The sequence below is a fragment of the Devosia sp. Leaf64 genome (genome assembly GCF_001421945.1).
In the GTDB taxonomy this organism is placed as follows: domain Bacteria; phylum Pseudomonadota; class Alphaproteobacteria; order Rhizobiales; family Devosiaceae; genus Devosia.
In genome coordinates this window covers 141,534-161,201 of record NZ_LMLO01000024.1, presented here as the reverse complement: position 1 = coordinate 161,201, position 19,668 = coordinate 141,534, and the positions used below count along the sequence as shown (strand labels likewise).

15 protein-coding genes are annotated in these 19,668 nt (G+C 61.6%); 10 read left to right on the top strand and 5 right to left on the bottom strand.

What is annotated here, in order from left to right:
• Positions 1 to 38: 38 nt before the first annotated feature.
• From ASE94_RS18410 to ASE94_RS18400, 3 genes are all read left to right on the top strand, one after another.
• Complete coding sequence (locus ASE94_RS18410) at positions 39 to 3,152, top strand: efflux RND transporter permease subunit (protein WP_062631547.1); 3,114 nt, start codon at positions 39 to 41, stop codon at positions 3,150 to 3,152.
• Positions 3,153 to 3,227: 75 nt separating this feature from the next.
• Positions 3,228 to 3,683 carry a macro domain-containing protein gene (locus ASE94_RS18405; RefSeq protein ID WP_061910353.1) on the top strand — a complete coding sequence of 152 codons (456 nt, stop codon included), beginning with the start codon at positions 3,228 to 3,230 and terminating at the stop codon, positions 3,681 to 3,683.
• Positions 3,684 to 3,719: 36 nt separating this feature from the next.
• On the top strand, positions 3,720 to 4,769 hold the full coding sequence (locus ASE94_RS18400; RefSeq protein WP_062631546.1) for a S66 peptidase family protein: 1,050 nt from the start codon (positions 3,720 to 3,722) through the stop codon (positions 4,767 to 4,769).
• Between the two features lie 12 nt (positions 4,770 to 4,781).
• On the opposite strand, the gene ASE94_RS18395 is transcribed toward ASE94_RS18400, so the two are convergent.
• Positions 4,782 to 5,477 (bottom strand): YafY family protein, encoded by a 696-nt coding sequence (locus ASE94_RS18395; protein WP_062631545.1) that lies wholly within the window; start codon positions 5,475 to 5,477, stop codon positions 4,782 to 4,784.
• Positions 5,478 to 5,546: 69 nt separating this feature from the next.
• Here ASE94_RS18395 and ASE94_RS18390 point away from each other — a divergent pair, with 69 nt between their 5' ends.
• Positions 5,547 to 5,969, top strand: a complete 423-nt coding sequence (locus tag ASE94_RS18390; protein WP_062631823.1) for a VOC family protein — start codon at positions 5,547 to 5,549, stop codon at positions 5,967 to 5,969.
• Between the two features lie 73 nt (positions 5,970 to 6,042).
• Here ASE94_RS18390 and ASE94_RS18385 read toward each other — a convergent pair whose 3' ends face one another.
• Complete coding sequence (locus tag ASE94_RS18385; RefSeq protein WP_062631544.1) at positions 6,043 to 6,636, bottom strand: TetR/AcrR family transcriptional regulator; 594 nt, start codon at positions 6,634 to 6,636, stop codon at positions 6,043 to 6,045.
• A 133-nt stretch (positions 6,637 to 6,769) separates the two neighbouring features.
• On the opposite strand from ASE94_RS18385, the gene ASE94_RS18380 reads away from it, so the two are divergent.
• Entirely contained in the window at positions 6,770 to 7,168 is a 399-nt protein-coding gene (locus tag ASE94_RS18380; RefSeq protein WP_062631543.1) for a RidA family protein, read from the top strand.
• Positions 7,169 to 7,224: 56 nt separating this feature from the next.
• Here ASE94_RS18380 and mmsB read toward each other — a convergent pair whose 3' ends face one another.
• The 3 genes from mmsB to chvE all read right to left on the bottom strand — a co-directional run bounded on the left by mmsB (position 7,225) and on the right by chvE (position 11,321).
• Positions 7,225 to 8,415, bottom strand: a complete 1,191-nt coding sequence (mmsB, locus tag ASE94_RS18375; RefSeq protein WP_244484286.1) for a multiple monosaccharide ABC transporter permease — start codon at positions 8,413 to 8,415, stop codon at positions 7,225 to 7,227.
• A gap of 83 nt (positions 8,416 to 8,498) precedes the next feature.
• Positions 8,499 to 10,031 (bottom strand): multiple monosaccharide ABC transporter ATP-binding protein, encoded by a 1,533-nt coding sequence (mmsA, locus tag ASE94_RS18370; protein ID WP_061910339.1) that lies wholly within the window; start codon positions 10,029 to 10,031, stop codon positions 8,499 to 8,501.
• A gap of 222 nt (positions 10,032 to 10,253) precedes the next feature.
• Positions 10,254 to 11,321 carry a multiple monosaccharide ABC transporter substrate-binding protein gene (chvE, locus tag ASE94_RS18365; RefSeq protein ID WP_061910805.1) on the bottom strand — a complete coding sequence of 356 codons (1,068 nt, stop codon included), beginning with the start codon at positions 11,319 to 11,321 and terminating at the stop codon, positions 10,254 to 10,256.
• A gap of 456 nt (positions 11,322 to 11,777) precedes the next feature.
• Here chvE and ASE94_RS18360 point away from each other — a divergent pair, with 456 nt between their 5' ends.
• The 5 genes from ASE94_RS18360 to ASE94_RS18340 all read left to right on the top strand — a co-directional run bounded on the left by ASE94_RS18360 (position 11,778) and on the right by ASE94_RS18340 (position 19,668).
• Positions 11,778 to 12,548 (top strand): FadR/GntR family transcriptional regulator, encoded by a 771-nt coding sequence (locus ASE94_RS18360; RefSeq protein ID WP_061910338.1) that lies wholly within the window; start codon positions 11,778 to 11,780, stop codon positions 12,546 to 12,548.
• A gap of 85 nt (positions 12,549 to 12,633) precedes the next feature.
• A complete protein-coding gene (locus ASE94_RS18355; protein WP_062631542.1) occupies positions 12,634 to 15,027 on the top strand; it encodes a methyl-accepting chemotaxis protein in 2,394 nt (797 codons plus the stop codon).
• A 201-nt stretch (positions 15,028 to 15,228) separates the two neighbouring features.
• A complete protein-coding gene (locus tag ASE94_RS18350) occupies positions 15,229 to 15,495 on the top strand; it encodes a hypothetical protein (protein WP_062631541.1) in 267 nt (88 codons plus the stop codon).
• 62 nt (positions 15,496 to 15,557) lie between these two features.
• Positions 15,558 to 16,217, top strand: a complete 660-nt coding sequence (locus ASE94_RS18345) for a hypothetical protein (protein WP_062631540.1) — start codon at positions 15,558 to 15,560, stop codon at positions 16,215 to 16,217.
• A 127-nt stretch (positions 16,218 to 16,344) separates the two neighbouring features.
• A complete protein-coding gene (locus ASE94_RS18340; protein ID WP_062631539.1) occupies positions 16,345 to 19,668 on the top strand; it encodes a transglutaminase family protein in 3,324 nt (1,107 codons plus the stop codon).

Below are 19,668 nucleotides of genomic sequence, written 5' to 3'. Positions count from 1 at the left end.
GAGCCCCCATCGCACCCACCGACACCGAGGGAACAAAAATGTCCATTGCCAGCAAGAACGAACGCGGCGGCGCTCTCGCCACCCTCTTTGTCCGTCGCCCGGTAATGGCCATCGTCATCAATGCCCTCATCATGGTGGCGGGCCTTGCCGCCCTCATCGGCATCGAAGTGCGCGAGCTTCCCCGCGTCGAAAGTCCGGTCCTTTCGGTTTCCACGAGCTTCACCGGCGCCGCCGCCGAAACCGTCGATCGTGAAGTCACCGCCATTGTCGAAGGCGCCGTCGCCCGCGTTCAGGGCGTCACCGCCATTTCCTCGAGCTCCTCGGTTGGCCAAAGCCGCGTCACCCTCGAATTCTCGGAAAACACCAATCTCGACATCGCCACCTCCGACGTCCGCGATGCCCTGAGCCGCGTCACGCGCAGCCTGCCCGATGACGTCGAAGCGCCCACCATCTTCAAAGCCGATAGCGATGCGCAGCCGATCATGCAGCTCGCCGTCACCGCGACAAACACCGACATTGCTGGCCTTAGCGAACTCGTCGATGGCATCATCACCGAACGTCTCGCCGCCGTCGAAGGCGTTGCCGAAGTCCAAGTATACGGCACCCGCACCTCGGCCTTCGAGGTCGATATCGACCCGGTAAAACTCGCGAGCCACGGCCTCACCGTCGCCGATATCCGCAACGCGCTCTCGACCATCGCCTTCGATTCCCCCGCCGGCTCCATCAACGGCCCCAACCAGAACATCACCGTCCGCGCCATTTCCGAAATCACCGAGCCCAAGGATTTCGAGGCCATCATCATCAATGGCCGCACGCGCCTCGGCGATGTCGCCAGCGTCGTCTTCGACGCTGCCGCCAGCTCCTCCTCCATCCGCGCCGATGGCCGCCCCGGCATCGGCCTCGGCATCGTTCGCCAGGCGCAGTCCAATTCCGTCTCGATCTCCCACGCCGTCCACGAAGCCGTCGACACGCTCAATCAGTCCCTTCCAGAAGGCGTCACCGTCACCATTTCGAGCGACGAAGCCGTCTTTATCGAAGGCGCGCTACACGAAGTCGAAATCGCGCTGATCGTCGCGCTCGTCGTCGTCGTGGGCATCATCTATCTGTTCCTCCTCGATTGGCGCGCCATCATCGTGCCCGCCATTTCGATGCCCATCGCCCTTCTCGGCGCCGTCGCCGGCATGTATCTCGCAGGCTTCTCGCTCAACATCATAACCCTTCTGGCGCTCGTCCTCGCCACCGGCCTCGTCGTCGATGACGCCATCGTCGTCCTCGAAAACATCATGCGCCGGAAGCATATGGGCGCCGGCCCCCGCGCCGCCGCCGTCCTCGGCACGCAAGAAGTCTTCTTCGCCGTCGTCGCCACTACGGTCACCCTCGTCGCCGTTTTCGTGCCTCTCTCCTTCCTCGAAGGCCAAAGCGGCCGCCTCTTCCGCGAGTTTGGCTATACCCTCGCCATCGCCGTGCTGCTTTCAGGCGTCGTCGCTCTCTCCATGGGCCCCATGGTCGCCTCGCGCCTCCTGCGCAACTCCTTGGGCGAACACACCGGCGGGCCCTTCGCCAAGATCGGCCACTTTTTCTCCGGTCTTTATCGCCGTACGCTGCGCGTCGCGCTCCGCAACCCGCTCGTCATCATCCTCGTCGCCGTGATCTTTGCGGGCTCGGCCTATTACGTCTATGGCAGCCTCCGCCAGGAAATCACCCCGTCCGAAGATCGCTCGGCCATTAATCTCCGCATCAACGCCCCCAACACAGCGAGCCTCGATTTCGTCCGCACCCGCCTGTCCGAAGTCGAATCCATGCTGCAGCCTTATGTGAAATCGGGCGAAGTGCGCTCCATTTTCGTCCTCTCCGGCTGGGGCAATGGCGGCTCGATCACGCTCACCCTTGCCCCCTGGGGCGAGCGAGAACGCAGCCAGCAGCAGATCGCGTCGGAGATCAGCGCCCTCATGGCCCACGTCCCGGGCGTCCGCGCCAATGTCAGCCAAGGCAATAGCCTCGGCATCCGCGGCGGCGGCTCCGGCCTCCAATTCGCCGTCACTGGCTCCGATTATGCGGTCCTCTCCGAAACCGCCGAAAAAATCTCCGATGCCCTCACCGAACATGGCCGCTTTGGCCGCGTCTCGGTCAACTTTGATACCACCCAGCCGCAGCTGACCCTCACGGTCGATCGCGCCCGCGCCACGGCCCTCGGCATCGACATCAACGGCCTCGCACCCGCCATGCAGGCCATGATCGATGGCTCCGATATCGGCACCATCTTCATCAATGACGAAAGCTATTCAGTCCGCATGCTCTCGACCTCTCACCCGGTCAACGACCCGCGCGATCTCGAAACCCTGTTCGTCCGCACCGGCGATGGCCGCTACGTCCCCATGTCCACCATCGCCACCATTGAAGAAGCCCCGGTGCCGCCGTCCCTCCGCCGCGAGCAACAGCGCCGCGCCGTCACGGTCACCGCCAGCCTCGAAGATGGTCTCGCCCTCGGCGACGCCTACACCCAGCTCCAGACCATCGCCGCCCCGCTCCTCGCTCCGGGCACGGCGATCATCCCGCTTGCCGAAGCCAAGACCATCGGCGAAGCCAACAACGCCCTCTTCCTCACCTTCGGCTTTGCGCTGGTCATCATCCTCCTCGTCCTCGCCGCCCAGTTCGAAAGTTTCTGGAGCGCCATCATCGTCATGGCCACAGTCCCCTTCGGCGTCGCCGCGGGTCTCTGGGCCATCCTCCTCACCGGCGGCAGCCTCAATATCTTCTCCCAGATCGGCCTCGTCCTCGTCGTCGGCATCATGGCCAAGAACGGCATCCTGATCGTTGAATTCGCCAATCAGCTTCGTGATCGCGGCATGTCGGTCGCCGAAGCCATCGAACAGGCCTCTAACATTCGCCTCCGCCCGGTCCTCATGACCATGATCGCCACCATTCTCGGCGGCGTGCCCCTCGTCCTCGCCTCCGGCGCCGGCGCCGAGGCCCGCGCCGCCCTTGGCTGGGTCATCGTCGGCGGCCTCGGCTTCGCCGCCATCGCCACCCTCTACCTCACCCCCGTCGCCTACCTCCTCCTCGCGCGCTTCTCGAAACCCAAATCGGAAGAAGAAGCTCGCCTCGAACGCGAGTTCGAAGAAATCAACGCCAAGGCCGAGCCTGCCGAGTAATCCCTCACTTCCCAAGTGATTACACCGCCTATATCCCTATACCCTCACGCATAAGACGTGTTGGGAGGAGCAGTCATGAAAGTCATTCGCGGCGATCTGCTGGCTTTGGCGCTTGCTGGCGAGTTCGACGTCATCATTCATGGCTGCAATTGCTATTGCACCATGGGCGCCGGCATTGCCTTTTCCATTAAGCGACTGTTCCCCGAAGCCTTTGCTGCCGACAAACAGACCAAATCCGGCGATAGGAAAAAGCTCGGCACGATCACCAGCGCCGACATTGTGCGCGGCGCAACCCAGTTCACGATCGTCAACGGCTATACCCAGTTCGACTTCCGCGGCCACGGCACCCGGGCCGATTACGACGCCATCCGCAGCGTCATGAACACCGTCGCCACCCAATTCCCCGGCAAACGCATCGGCTACCCCAAGATCGGCGCCGGCCTCGCCAAGGGCGATTGGTCGGTCATCTCGGCCATCATCGACGAAGAACTCGTGGGCCAAGACCACACCCTCGTCGAATTCGCCGGCTGAGAACCCGCGCGCCAAGGCCAAACCTGAGGTTGACCGATGCCCCTCGCCCTCCAAAAGCCCCGCCGCCTCGTGCCCGGTGACCGGATCGCGGTCGTCTCTCCATCATGGGGCGGCCCGGGCACTCTGCCCCAGCGTTATGCCGCGGGAAAACACCAGTTAGAGAAGACTTTCGGCCTCCAGGTCGTCGACATGCCCCACACGCTGGCATCCGCCGAAGACCTCGCCGCCCACCCCGAATGGCGCGCCGCCGATCTCCATCAAGCCTTCGCCGACCTCAGCATTGCGGGCATTTTCGCCAGCATCGGCGGCGACGACTCCATCCGCCTCCTCCCCCATCTCGATCTCGACATCATCCGCCGCAATCCCAAGGTCTTTCTGGGTTTTTCCGACACGACCACCATCCACCTCGCCTGCTGTGCCTTAGGCCTCGCTAGCTTTTACGGCCCCAGCATTATGGCCGGTTTCGCCGAAAACGGCGGCATGCACGCCTACACGGTCGATAGTCTGCGCAAAACGTTGTTCTCGCCCGATCCACCTGGCCTTGTCCCCGTCAACACGGCGGGCTGGACCACCGAGCGTACCGATTGGTCCGATCCCGTCGCGCAAGCCCAACCCCGCGCCCTCAACCCCGCTGCCCCGCCCAAAATCCTCCAAGGCACAGGCATCGCCCGCGGCCCCTTGATCGGCGGCTGCGCCGAAGTGCTCGAAATGATCAAAGGCACCGCCTGGTGGCCAGGCCTCGACGCGTGGGACGGCGCCATCCTCTTTTACGAAACCTCAGAGGACGCACCGCCCGACAAGTTCATCCGTTACTGGCTCCGCAATTATGCCGCCCAAGGCATCCTCGGTCGTCTTAGCGGCATCCTCCTCGCCCGCCCCGACCCCTTGGGCGATCCGACATACCAAAAGCAACTCGAAACCGTCGTCACCGATATCCTCGCCGAAACCGGCCTTCCAAATCTCCCGGTCCTCTCCGGCCTAGACTTCGGTCACACCATGCCGATGCTCACCCTGCCCTATGGCGCTATCGCGGAAATTGACTGCGCGAATGCCAGCCTTTCCATCACCACTTCAGGCGTCACCTGACGCCCCGCCCCCTCACGTCGTATCCCCCTCTTTAGCCCTCAACTGCTCGAGATAATCCCGCAGCAATGCCACGCGTCTTGGCCTAAAACTCTCTCCGGTCACGCGCGCTGCCCGCATCCGGTCGCCCCGAAAAATCCGAAAATCCTGCCTGAGGCAGCACCTGGCCAGCACCGATAGTGTCCGCTCCGTATAGACCAGCGCCAGCGGCCATATAGTCCGCTCGCTCTCGGCGCCATGTTGATCCACATAAGCTATCTCGACCGCCCGCTCCCGCCATGCCGCCTCGCGCAAGATTTCGAGATCGACACCAACCGCCCGCGGCTCCGGCCGATAGACCAGCGACACGGCATGCAGCACCTGCTGCTCCGCCTCGTCGGGCAGGGTCGCGGCGATCTTGGCCAGCGCCGAACGCGCCGCATCCGCCAGCGCCTTGTCCCCCATGCCGCGCACTTCGCTCAAGCCCAACACCAGCGCCTCAATTTCGGCCCGCGTCAGCGTCTGCGGCGGCAACGCAAAATCCTCGATCAGCCGATAGCCATAGCCACGCTCGCCCTCGATCCGCGCCCCCGCCGCCCGCAGGCTGTCGATATCGCGATAAAGCGAGCGCAGCGACACGCCTGTCTCTTCTGCCAGCCGTTGCGCGGTGATCGGCGCCGGCATCAGGCGCATGGCTTGCAGCAGCCTCAAAAGTCGATCGGATCGCGCCATGTCCAACTGCCGAAAAATGTCAGTTGGGTAGCGCTACAACAGCGTCATCACTTGAGCAAGGACGACGCCATGAGCATCACCACCACCACCCATCTCAATTTCCGCGGCGAGGCCCGCGAGGCTCTGGCCTTTTACCAGTCGATCTTCGGTGGCGAGGTCATGATCCTGACCCACAGCCAGATCTATCCCACCTTCCCAGCCGAAGAAGCCGATCACGTCGCATTCGGTCAGGTCCGCAGTCCGGACGGTTTTCACATCATGGCCTTCGACGTGCCCACCGCCCGCCCGTTCGATCCCGGCATCACGCCGATCTTCGTCTCGGTTCACGGCACAGACGCTGATGAAATCACCCGCTACTGGAATGCCCTCGCCGCGGGCGCCACGATCGTCCAACCCCTTGCCGCCGCAGGATGGGCTCCGCTTTACGGCATGCTCTCCGACCGTTTCGGCATCACCTGGGTCCTCGACGTCGCCAACACCGACGCGCGCTGATCTGGCCTAGCAAAGACAGCGGGCTGCTCGTCTCACTGACGGGCAGCCCAACTCTTTCCGCAGCCTCAGCCGGCTACGCCGACCGCGTCAACAATCCCGACGCCAGCGCATTGAACGCCCCGATCACGCGCGGCAGCGTCTCATCTGGATCAGTGCTCGCCGCCACCCAAAGCGCCGCGTTCAGCGCCGCCCCATTGATCAGCCGCGCCGCCGCCTCGACGTCCACTTGCTTGACCCGGCCCTCAGCCATTAGTCGCTCGAGTGTTGCCCGCGTCGCCTGCAGACAAGCATTCTGGCTCGGCCATTGTGACGGGTCTCCCAGCACCGATGGCCCATCGAGCAAGACGATCCGCTGAACTTCCGCATCGAGCGCCATCTCAATGTAAGCCGCGCCCTCCGCGAGCAGTCCCTCCCACGGGTCGTACTTCTTCGCGCCGATTGCCTGCGCCTTGGCCGCCATGGCGCCGTCGATCTCTTCGACCACTGCCGCCAGCAATCCCTTCTTGTCTCCAAAATTATGATAGAGCGCCCCGCGCGTCAGCCCCGCCGCCGCCGTCAAATCATCCATCGATGCCCCGGCATAACCGTTCGCGGCAAAAGCCGCCCGCCCCGCTGCGATCAACTTGGCGCGGTTTTCTTCCATCATCGCAATGCGCTTATTGGCCATATCCCCAAACCCAATTCACATACGCACCGTATCTGAATTTGACATACGGCACGTATTTCATTACATACGCCTCGTATATCAAATCCCGCGCGCTGCCGAAAGTCCGCGCCCAAACCAGTGATTGGAGCCCTCCATGGCCACCCGCGATCCCGTCTACCCCGCCGAACGCCACGCCCTTTATGAAGCCCATGGCTATTCCGCCGCCATCCGCTCCGGCGATCTGCTCTTCGTTTCTGGCCAGGTCGGCACCCGCCCCGATGGCTCTGCCGAACCTGACTTTGCCGATCAGGTCGAGCGCGCCTTCCAAAACCTCAGGGCCGTCCTTGCCGCCGCCGGCGCCACCCTCGATGACATTGTCGACGTCACGACCTTCCACACCGATCCCGAAAGCCAGTTCGAGACAGTGATGGCCGCCAAATCCCGCCATTTCGACACCAGGCCCTACCCCAATTGGACAGCAGTCGGCGTCAATTGGCTTGCCGGTTTCGATTTTGAAATCAAGGTGATCGCCCGCCTTCCTGAATCAGCCTGAAAACAAAAAGGGCCGCCGGATCTCTCCGGCGGCCCAAAACTGAAAGCCCGAGAAAATCAGGCGGAGCGGTTCTTGTTGTAGAGGTCGAAGAACACGGCTGCGAGCAGCACCACGCCCTTGATCATCTGCTGCCAGTCGATGTTGACGCCCATGATCGACATGCCGTTGTTCATCACACCCATGATGAAGGCACCGATCACTGCGCCAGCGACAGCACCGACACCGCCGAGTGCCGAAGCACCGCCGATGAACACGGCCGCGATCACGTCGAGTTCGAGACCCTGGCCGGCCTTTGGCGTCGCCGAGTTGAGGCGGGCCGCATAGATCATGCCGGCGAGCGCGGCGAGCGCACCCATGATGGCGAAGATGTAGAAGGTCGTGCGTTCGGTCTTGATGCCCGAAAGCGCAGCTGCCTTGAGGTTACCGCCGAGCGCATAGATGCGGCGACCAAAGGTCATGCGCTTGGTGAGGAACACGAAGAACGCAATGAGGATGCCCATGACGACGAGCACGTTGGGCAGGCCGCGATAGGACGCCAGCATATAGGCAAAGAACAGGACCAGAGCCGCGATGACGAGGTTCTTGACGACGAAGAGGCTGAATGGCTCGACATCATAGCCACGAGCCTTGCGGCGGGCGCGGGTGCGGATGGCGAAGAACACGGTCGCAACCACGGCAACAATGGCGATCACCATGGTCGTCGTGTGGAGGATCAGCGGCTGCACGCCTTCGCTGGCTGCAACCAGCGTGGTCGGCCCGATCACGTCGGGAATGAAGCCAGCCGAAAGCAGCTGGAATTCAGCCGGGAATGGACCAACCGACTTGCCGGCGAGGATTGCGAGCGACAGGCCCTTAAAGATGAGCATGCCCGCCAGCGTCACGATGAAGCTGGGGATCCGGTGGTAAGCGATGAGATAGCCCTGCGCCGCCCCGATCGCCGCGCCGACGATGAGACAGATGATGCCGGCAACGATCGGATTGGCGAGGAATGCCAATTCCGGCGGGAAGCGCCAGCCGACCATGAGCATGGCCGCGAGAGCACCGACAAAGCCGGAAACCGAGCCGACCGAAAGGTCGATATGGCCGGCAACGATCACCAGCAGCATGCCGAGCGCCATCACGATGATGTAGCTGTTCTGCAGGATGATGTTGGTGAGGTTCACCGGCTTGAAGAGCACGCCGGCGGTGAAATACTGGAAGAACACCATGATGAGGATGAGCGCCAGCAGCAGGCCATAGTCGCGCATATTGGCGCGAACGGCCCCGAAGAAGCTCAGCTCCTGGGTCTTGGTCTGATCGGCCGGAACGCCGGTCGGTGCAGTTTGAACGGTCATGATGCTTTTCCTTCAGCGCGCACGATGGAGCGCATGATCTTTTCCTGGCTTGCTTCGCTGGTCGGCATTTCGCCAACGATGCGGCCTTCGTTCATTACGTAAAGTCGGTCGGTGATGCCGAGCAGTTCCGGCATTTCCGAAGAGATCACCAGGATGGCTTTGCCCTGCGCCGCCAGCTGATTGATGATGGTGTAGATTTCATATTTGGCGCCAACGTCGATGCCGCGCGTCGGCTCGTCGAGGATCAGCACGTCCGGGTTGGCATAGAGCCACTTCGAGAGAACGACCTTCTGCTGGTTGCCGCCCGAAAGATTGCCCACGGTCTGATAGACGCTTGAAGAGCGGATATTGGTCTTCTTGCGATAGTCATTGGCAACATCGAGCTCGGCCAGATCGTCGATCACGCCCCAACGCGATACGCCCGGCAGATTGGCGATGGTTGTGTTGTTCTTGATGTGATCGATGAGGTTGAGCCCAAAAGTCTTGCGGTCCTCCGTGGCATAGGCAATGCCGTGGCGGATCGCGCGGCCAACCGTGCCGGTATCGATCTTCTTGCCATGCATGAAGACTTCGCCGGTGATCTTCTGACCCCAGGATTTGCCGAAAAGGCTCATGGCAAATTCGGTACGGCCCGAGCCCATCAGCCCGGCAATGCCGACGACCTCACCCTTGCGCAGGGTAATGTCGACATTCTTGATGACCTGACGGTCGCGGTGCTGGGGGTGATAAACCGACCAGTTCTTTACCTCCAGGATCGTCTCGCCGATCTTGGGCTCGCGGTTCGGATAGCGATCGTCGAGCGACCGGCCCACCATCGAGGTGATGATGCGGTCTTCGGTAATCTCTTCGTTTTCCATCGTCTCGATGGTGCGGCCGTCACGGATGACGGTCACGCGGTCGGCAATGCGCGAGATCTCGTTCAGCTTGTGGCTGATGATGATCGAGGTGATCCCCTGCTTGCGGAATTCCATCAAGAGATCGAGCAGCGCCTGGCTGTCCTTTTCAGAAAGCGACGCGGTCGGCTCGTCGAGGATCAGGAGCTGCACCTGCTTTGACAGCGCCTTGGCGATTTCGACGAGCTGCTGCTTGCCGACGCCGATATTGGTCACGAGCGTATCGGGGTCTTCCGAGAGACCGACCATCGAGAGGAGCTTGCGCGCCCCGTCACGGGTCTCGTCCCAGTCGATCACGCCATTGCTCGCCTGCTCGTTGCCAAGAAAGATGTTCTCGGCGATCGAGAGCAGCGGCACCAGCGCCAGCTCCTGGTGGATGATGACGATGCCCTTGTGTTCGCTGTCGCGAATGGAGCGGAACTGCTGTTCCTCGCCCTTGTAGAAGATCTGCCCTTCATAGGTGCCGTGCGGATAAACCCCGCTCAAGACCTTCATCAGGGTCGATTTACCGGCCCCGTTTTCGCCGCAGATCGCGTGTATTTCGCCTTCCCGCACGTCGAGATTGACGTCCGAAAGCGCCTTCACGCCTGGAAAGGTCTTGGTGATGCTGCGCATCTCAAGAATGGTGTTGGACATACTGGTCCCTGTTTTCGATAGAAGCCGCTCCGCCGTCACGACGGACCGGAATTGAGACTGCCGCTGTGGTTAAACCGCATTCTGAGCTTGTCGAAACACGAGGCCGTGTCCGGCTTTCGTGCCTGCCACCGTGCTTGGAAAAGCTCACCCTGAGGCCATCCGGTGCAATCTCGAAAGGGCCCCGCGTTGCCGCGGAGCCCCTGGTTTCAAAAACCGCAGTGATTACTGCAGGTCTTCTTCCTTGATGTAGCCCGAGTCGACGACCAGTTCCTTGTAGTTGGTCGCATCGACTTCATACGGGGTCAGCAGGATCGACGGCACAACCTTGACGCCATTGTCATAGGTGGTGGTGTCGAGACCTTCCGGCGTGCCGCCCGAAACCACGGTGTCGACGAGGTCGGCAGTGGTCTTGGCCAGTTCGCGGGTGTCCTTGTAGATGGTCGAATACTGTTCGCCGGCAATGATTGCCTTCACCGACGGAGCTTCAGCGTCCTGGCCGGTGATGATCGGCCATGCGAGGTCGCCCGAGCCATAACCAACGCCGCGGAGCGACGAGATGATGCCGCGCGAGAGGCCATCATAGGGAGCGAGAACGCCGTCAACGCGGCTGCCGTCCGAGTAGTTGGCCGAGAGGATGTTGTCCATGCGAGCCTGGGCAACAGCACCGTCCCAACGCAGCGTACCGACCTGGTCCATGCCCATCTGGCCGGACTTAACAACGATGTCGCCCGAGTCGATCATCGGCTGCAGAACGGACATGGCGCCATCATAGAAGAAGAAGGCGTTGTTGTCGTCCGGCGAACCGCCAAACAGTTCGACGTTCCATGGCTTGGTGTCGGCGAAACGTTCCTTGAGGCCCTTCACGAGGCTGTTGGCCTGGAGAACGCCAACCTGGAAGTTGTCGAAGGTGGTGTAGTAGTCGACATTGCCCGATTCGCGGATCAGACGGTCATAAGCGATGACCTTGATGCCGGCATCAGCGGCCTGCTGCAGCACGGACGAGAGCGTGGTGCCGTCGATCGAAGCGACCACGAGAGCCTTGACGCCCTTGGTGACCATGTTTTCGATCTGAGCAAGCTGGTTCGGGATGTCGTCTTCAGCAAACTGCAGGTCGACGGTGTAGCCCTTGCCTTCAAGCGCGGTCTTGAGCTCGTTGCCGTCCGAAATCCAGCGGAGCGACGACTGCGTCGGCATTGCAATGCCGATCTGGCCCTTATCCTGGGCATGGGCGGCGGTTGCAGCGGTTGCCATCAGGGCACCAGCGGCAAACAGCGTCGCAATTGATTTCAGAACCTTCACGTCTCGACTCCCTTAGATTTTTCGAGGTGATTGATGTGTTCGGCGTGGCTTGGCGATCGGGCCAATTCGTTTCCGGCTCCGCTCCCGGCGCGGCTCAAACCGCATCCGGACGGACTGTCCCTGCCCTGCCGGCGCACTGCCGGGGTCAGGAACGAAAACTGCATGATGTCCTCCTGCTCGGACGGCTCGTTAGCCGCCTCGGCCCTTCCAAGGCCACGGGCGGGAAATTAGGATAATCAGATATGCATGTAAAGCGGGGCTGCCTCCCGCATAGTTATTTTTTCGATTGTCGAAGATATAAATTTAGGCTTAGAACCCCTGCTTTCAGGGTGTTGCTGGTTGCAACCTGCATCGATACCCTGGATGACAACGAGGCGACTCCCCGCCAAAAACCAGCCGAAAAACGGCACGCGGGAGTCAAAGGTATCAGATACCTTGGGAGGCTTCATGGGTGTGTTGAGTGATGAGGCGCGCGCCGATCACACGAGCGCGGCAAGCGCTGTGGCCGATCACCTTGCGCAGGAGATTCTGGGCGAGCTGACGCCGGGCCAAAGCCTCCCCAGCGAAGCCGAATTGGCCGAGCGTTATTCGGTCAGCCGGCTGACGATTCGCGAGGCCGTAAAACTCCTTGCTGGCCGCGGACTTTTGGAGCTTTCGCGCGGTCGAAAAGCCGTCGTCCGCGAGCCCGATGGCTCCGCCTTTTCCGACTTCCTGACGAGCATCGTCCGCACCGATCCAAAGGGGCTTTTCGATCTCGTTGAGGTACGTCTGTCTTTGGAGGTCCAATCGGCGACGCTCGCCGCAAAACGTGCCAATCGCGCTGGCATCGTCGCCATTGAAAGCGCCCTCCAGGGCATGCGCGACGCCCTCGGTGATTCCAACGAGTTCGCAGATGAGGCCGCTGAAATCCGCTTCCACGCATCCGACTTCGGTTTTCACGAAGCGGTAGCCTTAGCGAGCGGTAACCGTGTTTTGGGATATTTGTTCGAGGCCATGGCCACGCCCCTCCGCGAGGGATTCTTCATCAGCCAGCGCGGCCACGTCGATCGCGGGCACACGCCCCACGACACCATCGCCGCCCATCAGCGCATTCTCGATTGCATTCGCGAAGGCAATGGCCGCGCCGCTGCAGAAGCGATGCGCCTCCATCTCCGCGATACCGAGCGCGACATCCGCAAAGTCGTCTCGAAAATGGGGCAGTCCGCCGCCCGTCGCTGATGAGCCTAACCTACATTAACCGAGTTTTGATCATGATTGCGCACAGTGTCCGTGGCAATTCAGCCTGCAAACATGTGTCGCTCTCGTGTTCCATCTATCTAAAACCATCTCGGGTAAGCTTTTACTTGTCTCGGGCGTCTCGATAGCGGCGATTCTGTCCGTCTACACCGCCTTCAATGTTTGGTCCGCCAAGACGCGTACCGAAGATCAGGTGATGACCCTCGCCGCCGAAACCGCCGCCAATGTCGCCAATCAGGTGGCGGTGAAGCTGTCGGTAGCGACCTCCGCCGGCGCAGCTCTTTCCGCCAGCATTTCAGGATATGAAACCGACGGCGCCAAGCTGCGCACCCACGTGATCGCCCTCCTCCGTCAGGTCGCCCCACAATATGATTTCGTCTTCGGTTCCTGGATGATGGAACTGCCTGGCGCGACCTCGCCGCGCGTTCTGACCGGCACCGAAGGCACCAATGCCGACGGCCTCTTCACGGCCTATTGGACCAAGAACGCGACCGGCGCGATGGAATTCTCGACCTGGTCCGTCAAACCCGATTCCGAATATTACACCGCCCCGCTCCAGACCAAGCAGCCGGTCATCACCTCGCCCTATCTGTCCAACGAGAACGAGCTGCTGACTTCGGTCTCCGTTCCTGTGATGGTGAACAATGAGATGGTCGGGATCACCGGCGTCGACATCAAGCTCAGCGATCTGACATCCGTCCTATCCGAACTTCACCCCTTCGGCGTCGGCCAGGTGATGCTGGTCGCGAGCAATGGAAATTGGCTTGCCCATCCTGATTCGACCAAGCTCATCACCGCCTATGCCGATCAGGGTGCTGATCTCGTCACCGAGGCGCTCACCAAGGGCACCATGCAGGTCATCCGCGATATGCCGGACGGCTCGGTCCGCCTCGTCTATCCCTTCACCGCGCCGGGGATGAACAAGACCTGGGCCGCCGTGCTCGATATTCCTGCCTCCGTTTTCCAGAACCCGGTCTGGCAACAGATCCAGGTCGCCATCATCGCAGGCGCGCTTATCCTGCTCGTCAGCCTCGGCGTCATCCTCATCACCTCGCTGGCCATTGTTCGTCGCCCGATTGCACGTCTCTCGAGCACCATGGATCAACTGTCGAAGGGCAATCTCGACGTTGCGGTGCGCGATACCGAGCGCAATGACGAAATGGGCGTCATGGCGCGCACAGTGGAAGTGTTCCGCGAGAACGCTATGAAGGTGCGGGATATGAGCCAAGCCGAAGCTGTTCGCATCGTTGCCGACGAGCAGGCCCGTCGCAAGATGATGAGCGAGTTGCAGAACGCCTTCGGCCATGTCGTCGATTCTGCCATTGCAGGCGATTTCTCGAAGCGCGTCGATGCGCAATTCCCCGATACCGAACTGAACGCATTGGCCAATTCGGTCAATTCTCTCGTCGAAACGGTCGATCGCGGGCTCGATGAAACCGGCACGGTTCTGGCCTCGCTTGCCGAAACCAATCTGACCCAGCGCGTTCAGGGCAACTATCAGGGCGCCTTCGCCAAGCTCAAGAATGACACCAATGCCGTCGCCGAGAAACTGACCGATATCGTCGGCCAGTTGCGCCGCACCTCGCGCGGCGTCCGCTCGGCAACCGGTGAAATCCTTGCCGGCGCAAATGACCTCTCCGAACGCACCACCAAGCAAGCTGCGACCATCGAAGAGACCTCGGCCACCATGGAACAACTGGCAGCCACCGTGCTGACCAATGCCAAGAAGGCCGAAGACGCCAATACCAAGTCGCAAGCCGTCTCCCACACCGCCGAAGAAGGCGGAGCGGTCATGCGTCAGGCGACCGACGCCATGGCAAAGATCACGACATCTTCGTCCAAGATCTCCAATATCATCGGCCTCATCGATGACATCGCCTTCCAGACCAATCTGCTCGCGCTAAACGCCTCCGTCGAAGCGGCACGCGCCGGTGACGCCGGCAAGGGCTTTGCCGTGGTCGCCGTCGAAGTGCGTCGCCTCGCTCAGTCCGCCGCGAGCGCCTCGTCGGACGTCAAGGCCTTGATCGAACAGAGCGCCAAGGAAGTCTCTGGCGGCTCCAAGCTCGTCGCCGACGCCGCCGCCAAGCTTGAGGCAATCCTGACTGGCATCCGCGAAAACAGCCTCGTCATGGAAGGCATTGCCCGCGACAGTCGCGAGCAGGCCTCCTCGATCGAGGAAGTCAATGTCGCCGTCCGGCAGATGGACGAGATGACACAACACAACGCCGCGCTCGTCGAAGAAACCAATGCTGCAATCGAGCAGACCGAAGGCCAAGCCTCCGAGCTCGATCGGATCGTCGATATCTTCATCCTCGAAGACCACCACCCCGCCGCCCGCGCGTCCGCAAGCCCGGCGCCGGCCCTAGGCATCAAGACGATCCAACGCAAGGTCCAGCAGGCGGCCAAGACCTACATGACCCGCGGCAACACCGCCGTCGCCGAAGACTGGAGCGAGTTCTAAGCCTCCCTCCCCATCCTGCTGATAAAAACACAAGGGCGCCCGGAAAATCCGTTGGCGCCCTTGGTGTTTTTGCGTCCCCTGGAGCGACCTACTAGACCATTGCGAAGGCTCGCCCATCGACCTGACCACAGGTGTCAGGTCGATGTCAGGCGGCCCATGGTACGATTCGCCCGTTCCAAAACAGAACCCAAGGACGCTCTCATGATGAAGTCAGCAACCGTGGCCATTGCCATGGCCCTCCTCGCCACCTCAGGCGCCTATGCGGATCCTGAAAACAACAATCGGGGCGGTAGCAAGCAGTACGAATTGGTCGACGGAACGACTTTCACCAATGCCGGCGAGATGATCCAGCACCTGCGCGATCGCGACAATGGCTACGCCTCGGGCAACCCCAAGGACATCGTCGACGCCTATCCCGAAGAATTCGAAAATGTTGGCGACCTGATCCACTCCAAGCGCGTGGATTGAAGCAAAGAGGCGGCCCCAGTCGCCGCCTCGCCTCTACCCTCCCACACATTGCGAGAAGAACAATGCCCGGATCGGTGCACCGCTACACGCTGCCCACATCGGTCGGCAGGCCTGACCAATGGTCGTTCACCTGGGCCCTGTCCGACGATGTCGCCTTTGCCTCATGCTGCGACTTTTGCGGCCAGGCGAACCAGCGTCTGACCTACGAAATCCGTCGCGACTCCGACCTGCGCTGGGTGTGTCAGCGCTGCGCCGGACGTTACAGCTTTGGCGCCATGCTCGATCAATTGACGCTCACCGCCAGCGATGCGCACGTCCATCTCAACGGCCTGACCATGCGCATCAAGCAACAGACCTGCCATGATATCATCCGCAAGGCTGTGGCCGGCAGTGGCGACACAGCCACTCTCGAAATCTCCCTCTATTTCGATCGTAATCTGCAGCTTTCCCCACGCCACGCAGCCCTGCTCTTTGCGCTTCTCGACGAAGTTGATCCCGGCATTGATAAGCGGATTTTCGAAATCCAGCTCCGCAGTCAGGCTCACCAGCGCGAATATGGCGATCTCGACAGCGCCGCCCGCAAGCTGGTCTGGCCAGCACTGACGCCGCAACAACAAAAGCGCATCACCGCTTTGGGCTTTGCGCCAAGATCGCTCTCGCAGAGGGGACCAAACTCGCAAACCCGAGCACCCCACCACGCTGCCTTGCAACTGCCGGGCTGACTATTTGCCCTCGACCCCGTTGTCGACATCGGCTTGTGCACGCCGCCTATCCAAGTCCCCAAATCACCGCTAAGCTCTCTTCCGGGAAGTCTAAAATCTGTGGCTATTGAGCGAGCGTTTCAGCCGAATGTCGATCAAAGCCGCAATCTATCATCTGACGCATTATAAGTACGACCGGCCCGTCTTCCTGCAGCCTCAGATCATCCGGCTCCAACCCGCTCCCCATTCCAAGACCAAGGTTCTGAGCCATTCGCTCCGGGTCTCGCCCAACCTCCACTTCGTGAACACGCAGCAGGATCCCTACGGCAATTTCCTAACCCGTTTCGTCTTTCCCGAACCGGTGACCGAACTCAAGATCGAGGTCGATCTCGTCGCCGATATGACGATCTACAATCCCTTCGACTTCTTCGTCGAAGAGTCGGCCGAGACATGGCCGTTCGACTATCCAGAAGACGTTCGGGCCGATCTCGCAATTTATCGCCAGCCCGAGCCGCTGACCCCGGCAGTTTCGAAATTCATCGACGCGATCGACAAGCGCCCGCGCAATACGGTGAACTTCGTCACCGATCTCAATGCCAGCCTGCAGCAATCAGTCGATTACATCGTGCGCCTCGAGCCCGGCGTCTGGACACCAGAAGAAACGCTCGTCAACGCCAGGGGGTCGTGCCGTGATTCAAGCTGGCTGCTGGTAAACGTCCTCCGCCATCTCGGCTTCGCCGCCCGCTTCGTCTCCGGCTACCTGATCCAGCTCAAGCCGGACCTCGTCTCGCTCGATGGTCCCGCCGGCACCGACCATGATTTCACCGACCTCCATGCCTGGTGCGAAGTCTATCTTCCTGGCGCCGGCTGGATCGGCCTCGACCCCACCTCCGGCCTTCTCACCGGCGAAAGCCATATCCCCCTCGCCGCGACCCCGCATTATCGCAATGCGGCGCCGATTTCGGGCTTCGCCTCCTATGCCGAGGTCGATTTCGCCTTCGACATGAAGGTGACGCGGGTCGCCGAGCATCCGCGCATCACAAAACCCTTCTCGGACGAAAGTTGGAACGAACTCAATGCCTTGGGGCATCAGGTCGATTCTCTTCTGAAGGCTGAAGACGTGCGCCTCACCATGGGCGGCGAACCTACTTTCGTCTCCATCGACGATTTCGAGGCCGACGAGTGGAATGCCGGCGCGGTCGGCCCCACCAAGCGCCGCCTCGCCGACACCTTGATCCGCCGGCTCCGCACCCGCTTCGCGCCCAATGGCATGATCCATCACGGCCAGGGAAAGTGGTATCCGGGCGAAACGCTCCCCCGCTGGACCTTCTCTCTCTTCTGGCGCCTCGACGGCAAACCGATCTGGTCCGACGAAAGCTTCATCGCCGAGGAAGGCAAGGACTATGGCGTCACCCCGGCCGACGCCGAGGCTCTGAGCAAGGCCATAGCTCAAAATCTCGGTCTGACCACCGACACGGTCTCACCCGCCTATGAAGACCCGGGCGAATGGCTCCTCAAGGAAGCCAAGCTTCCCGAAAACGTCGACCCCGCAAATTCCAAACTCGCCGATGCCGAAGAGCGTGCCCGCATGGCCACGGTCTTTGATCGTGGCCTCACCAACCCAACCGGCTATGTCTTCCCGGTCCAGCGCTGGAATGCCGCGGCCACCGGTCGCCGCTGGGTCACCGAACAATGGAAGACCCGCCGCGGCAAACTCTATCTCGTGCCCGGTGACAGCGCCGCGGGGTACCGCCTCCCCCTCGGCAGTCTCGACCATATTCCCCCGACATCTTATCCCCATGTCGTGCCCGCCGATCCCGGCGAAGTTCGGCCTCCACTGGCAGAGCCCGAAGCGATTTTGGAGCGCCTCCACGCCCAGCCCACCGCGTCTTTCACCGAAACACCCTTAAGCACGGCTCAACGGCAACGGAATGCTAACGAAATCAACTCCGATGTGCGCACCGCGCTAACGGTCGAAGTGCGCGAAGGCCGCCTCTGCGTCTTCCTGCCGCCCGTGGCCGACGCCGACGACTATCTCGATCTTATCACCGCCACCGAAGCGGCCGCCAAGGCAATCAAAAAGCCAGTCCACATCGAGGGTTACCCCCCTCCATTCGACCCGCGCCTAAACGTTATCCGCGTCGCCCCCGACCCCGGCGTCATCGAAGTCAACATCCACCCAGCCGCCAACTGGGACGATTGCGTCGCAACCACCACCGCCATCTACGACGAAGCCCGAAACTGCCGGCTCGGCGCCGATAAATTCATGATCGACGGCAAACACACCGGCACCGGCGGCGGCAACCACGTCGTCGTGGGCGGCGCTACGCCGGCGGACAGTCCGTTCCTGAGACGCCCGGATTTGCTGAAGTCTTTGATCCTTCACTGGCAGCGCCATCCCTCGATGAGCTACCTATTCTCAGGCCTCTTCATCGGCCCGACGAGCCAGGCCCCCCGCTTCGACGAAGCCCGCCACGACAGCCTCTACGAACTCGAAATCGCCATGGCCGACGTGCCCTCGCCCGATCTCGGCACCACCCCGCCCTGGCTCGTCGACCGCCTCTTCCGCAATCTCTTGACCGATGTTACCGGCAACACGCATCGCTCAGAGATTTGTATCGACAAGCTTTTTTCGCCTGACGGCCCCACCGGCCGCCTCGGCCTCGTCGAATTCCGCGGCTTCGAAATGCCGCCGAACGCGCGCATGAGCCTTGCCCAGCAATTGCTCATCCGCGCCCTCATCGCCCACTATTGGAAGAACCCGCTGGAAGGCGAGTTCACGCGCTGGGGTACGACGCTCCACGATCGCTTCATGCTCCCCCACTTCGTCTGGCAGGACTTCCTCGGCATCCTCGCCGACCTTGACCGCGCCGGCTTCAAGTTCGACCCAAAATGGTTCGAAGCCCAGCTCGAATTCCGCTTCCCCTTCTGCGGCGAAGTCGAATCGAACGGGGTAAAACTCGAACTCCGCCAAGCCCTTGAGCCCTGGCACGTCATGGGCGAACAAGGCGCCATCGGCGGCACCGTCCGCTATGTGGATAGTTCGGTCGAACGCCTCCAGGTCAAGCTCACAGCCCCAAATCCCGGCCGCTATCTCGTCACCTGCAACGAGCGCTCTGCCCCACTCGCCGCCACCGGCGAAGCCGGCACGTCTGTCGCCGGCGTCCGCTTCAAAGCCTGGCAACCGGCCTCCGGCATGCACCCCACCATGCCGGTCCACGCGCCGCTGGTCTTCGATATCTACGACATCTGGACCAAGCGCGCGATCGGCGGCTGCGTCTATCACGTCGCCCATCCGGGTGGCCGCAACTACGAGACTTTCCCCGTCAATGGCAACGAAGCCGAGGCGCGGCGGCTTGCGCGCTTCGTGCCGCACAATTATACGCCGGGCAATTATTTGTATCGCCCGGAACGGCCAACGGATGAATTCCCGCTGACGCTCGACTTGCGGCGCCCTCCACGGGTCACGTAA

What these genes read in the sequence shown, in the direction of transcription:
- ASE94_RS18360 (WP_061910338.1), top strand. Translation starts at nt 11,778, where the DNA reads ATGGGTGTGTTGAGTGATGAGGCGCGCGCCGATCACACGAGCGCGGCA.
- ASE94_RS18345 (WP_062631540.1), top strand. Translation starts at nt 15,558, where the DNA reads ATGCCCGGATCGGTGCACCGCTACACGCTGCCCACATCGGTCGGCAGG.
- ASE94_RS18385 (WP_062631544.1), bottom strand. Translation starts at nt 6,636, where the DNA reads ATGGCCAATAAGCGCATTGCGATGATGGAAGAAAACCGCGCCAAGTTG.
- ASE94_RS18400 (WP_062631546.1), top strand. Translation starts at nt 3,720, where the DNA reads ATGCCCCTCGCCCTCCAAAAGCCCCGCCGCCTCGTGCCCGGTGACCGG.
- ASE94_RS18405 (WP_061910353.1), top strand. Translation starts at nt 3,228, where the DNA reads ATGAAAGTCATTCGCGGCGATCTGCTGGCTTTGGCGCTTGCTGGCGAG.
- mmsA (WP_061910339.1), bottom strand. Translation starts at nt 10,031, where the DNA reads ATGTCCAACACCATTCTTGAGATGCGCAGCATCACCAAGACCTTTCCA.
- mmsB (WP_244484286.1), bottom strand. Translation starts at nt 8,415, where the DNA reads ATGCGCGACTATGGCCTGCTGCTGGCGCTCATCCTCATCATGGTGTTC.
- ASE94_RS18410 (WP_062631547.1), top strand. Translation starts at nt 39, where the DNA reads ATGTCCATTGCCAGCAAGAACGAACGCGGCGGCGCTCTCGCCACCCTC.
- ASE94_RS18390 (WP_062631823.1), top strand. Translation starts at nt 5,547, where the DNA reads ATGAGCATCACCACCACCACCCATCTCAATTTCCGCGGCGAGGCCCGC.
- ASE94_RS18340 (WP_062631539.1), top strand. Translation starts at nt 16,345, where the DNA reads ATGTCGATCAAAGCCGCAATCTATCATCTGACGCATTATAAGTACGAC.
- ASE94_RS18395 (WP_062631545.1), bottom strand. Translation starts at nt 5,477, where the DNA reads ATGGCGCGATCCGATCGACTTTTGAGGCTGCTGCAAGCCATGCGCCTG.
- ASE94_RS18350 (WP_062631541.1), top strand. Translation starts at nt 15,229, where the DNA reads ATGATGAAGTCAGCAACCGTGGCCATTGCCATGGCCCTCCTCGCCACC.
- ASE94_RS18380 (WP_062631543.1), top strand. Translation starts at nt 6,770, where the DNA reads ATGGCCACCCGCGATCCCGTCTACCCCGCCGAACGCCACGCCCTTTAT.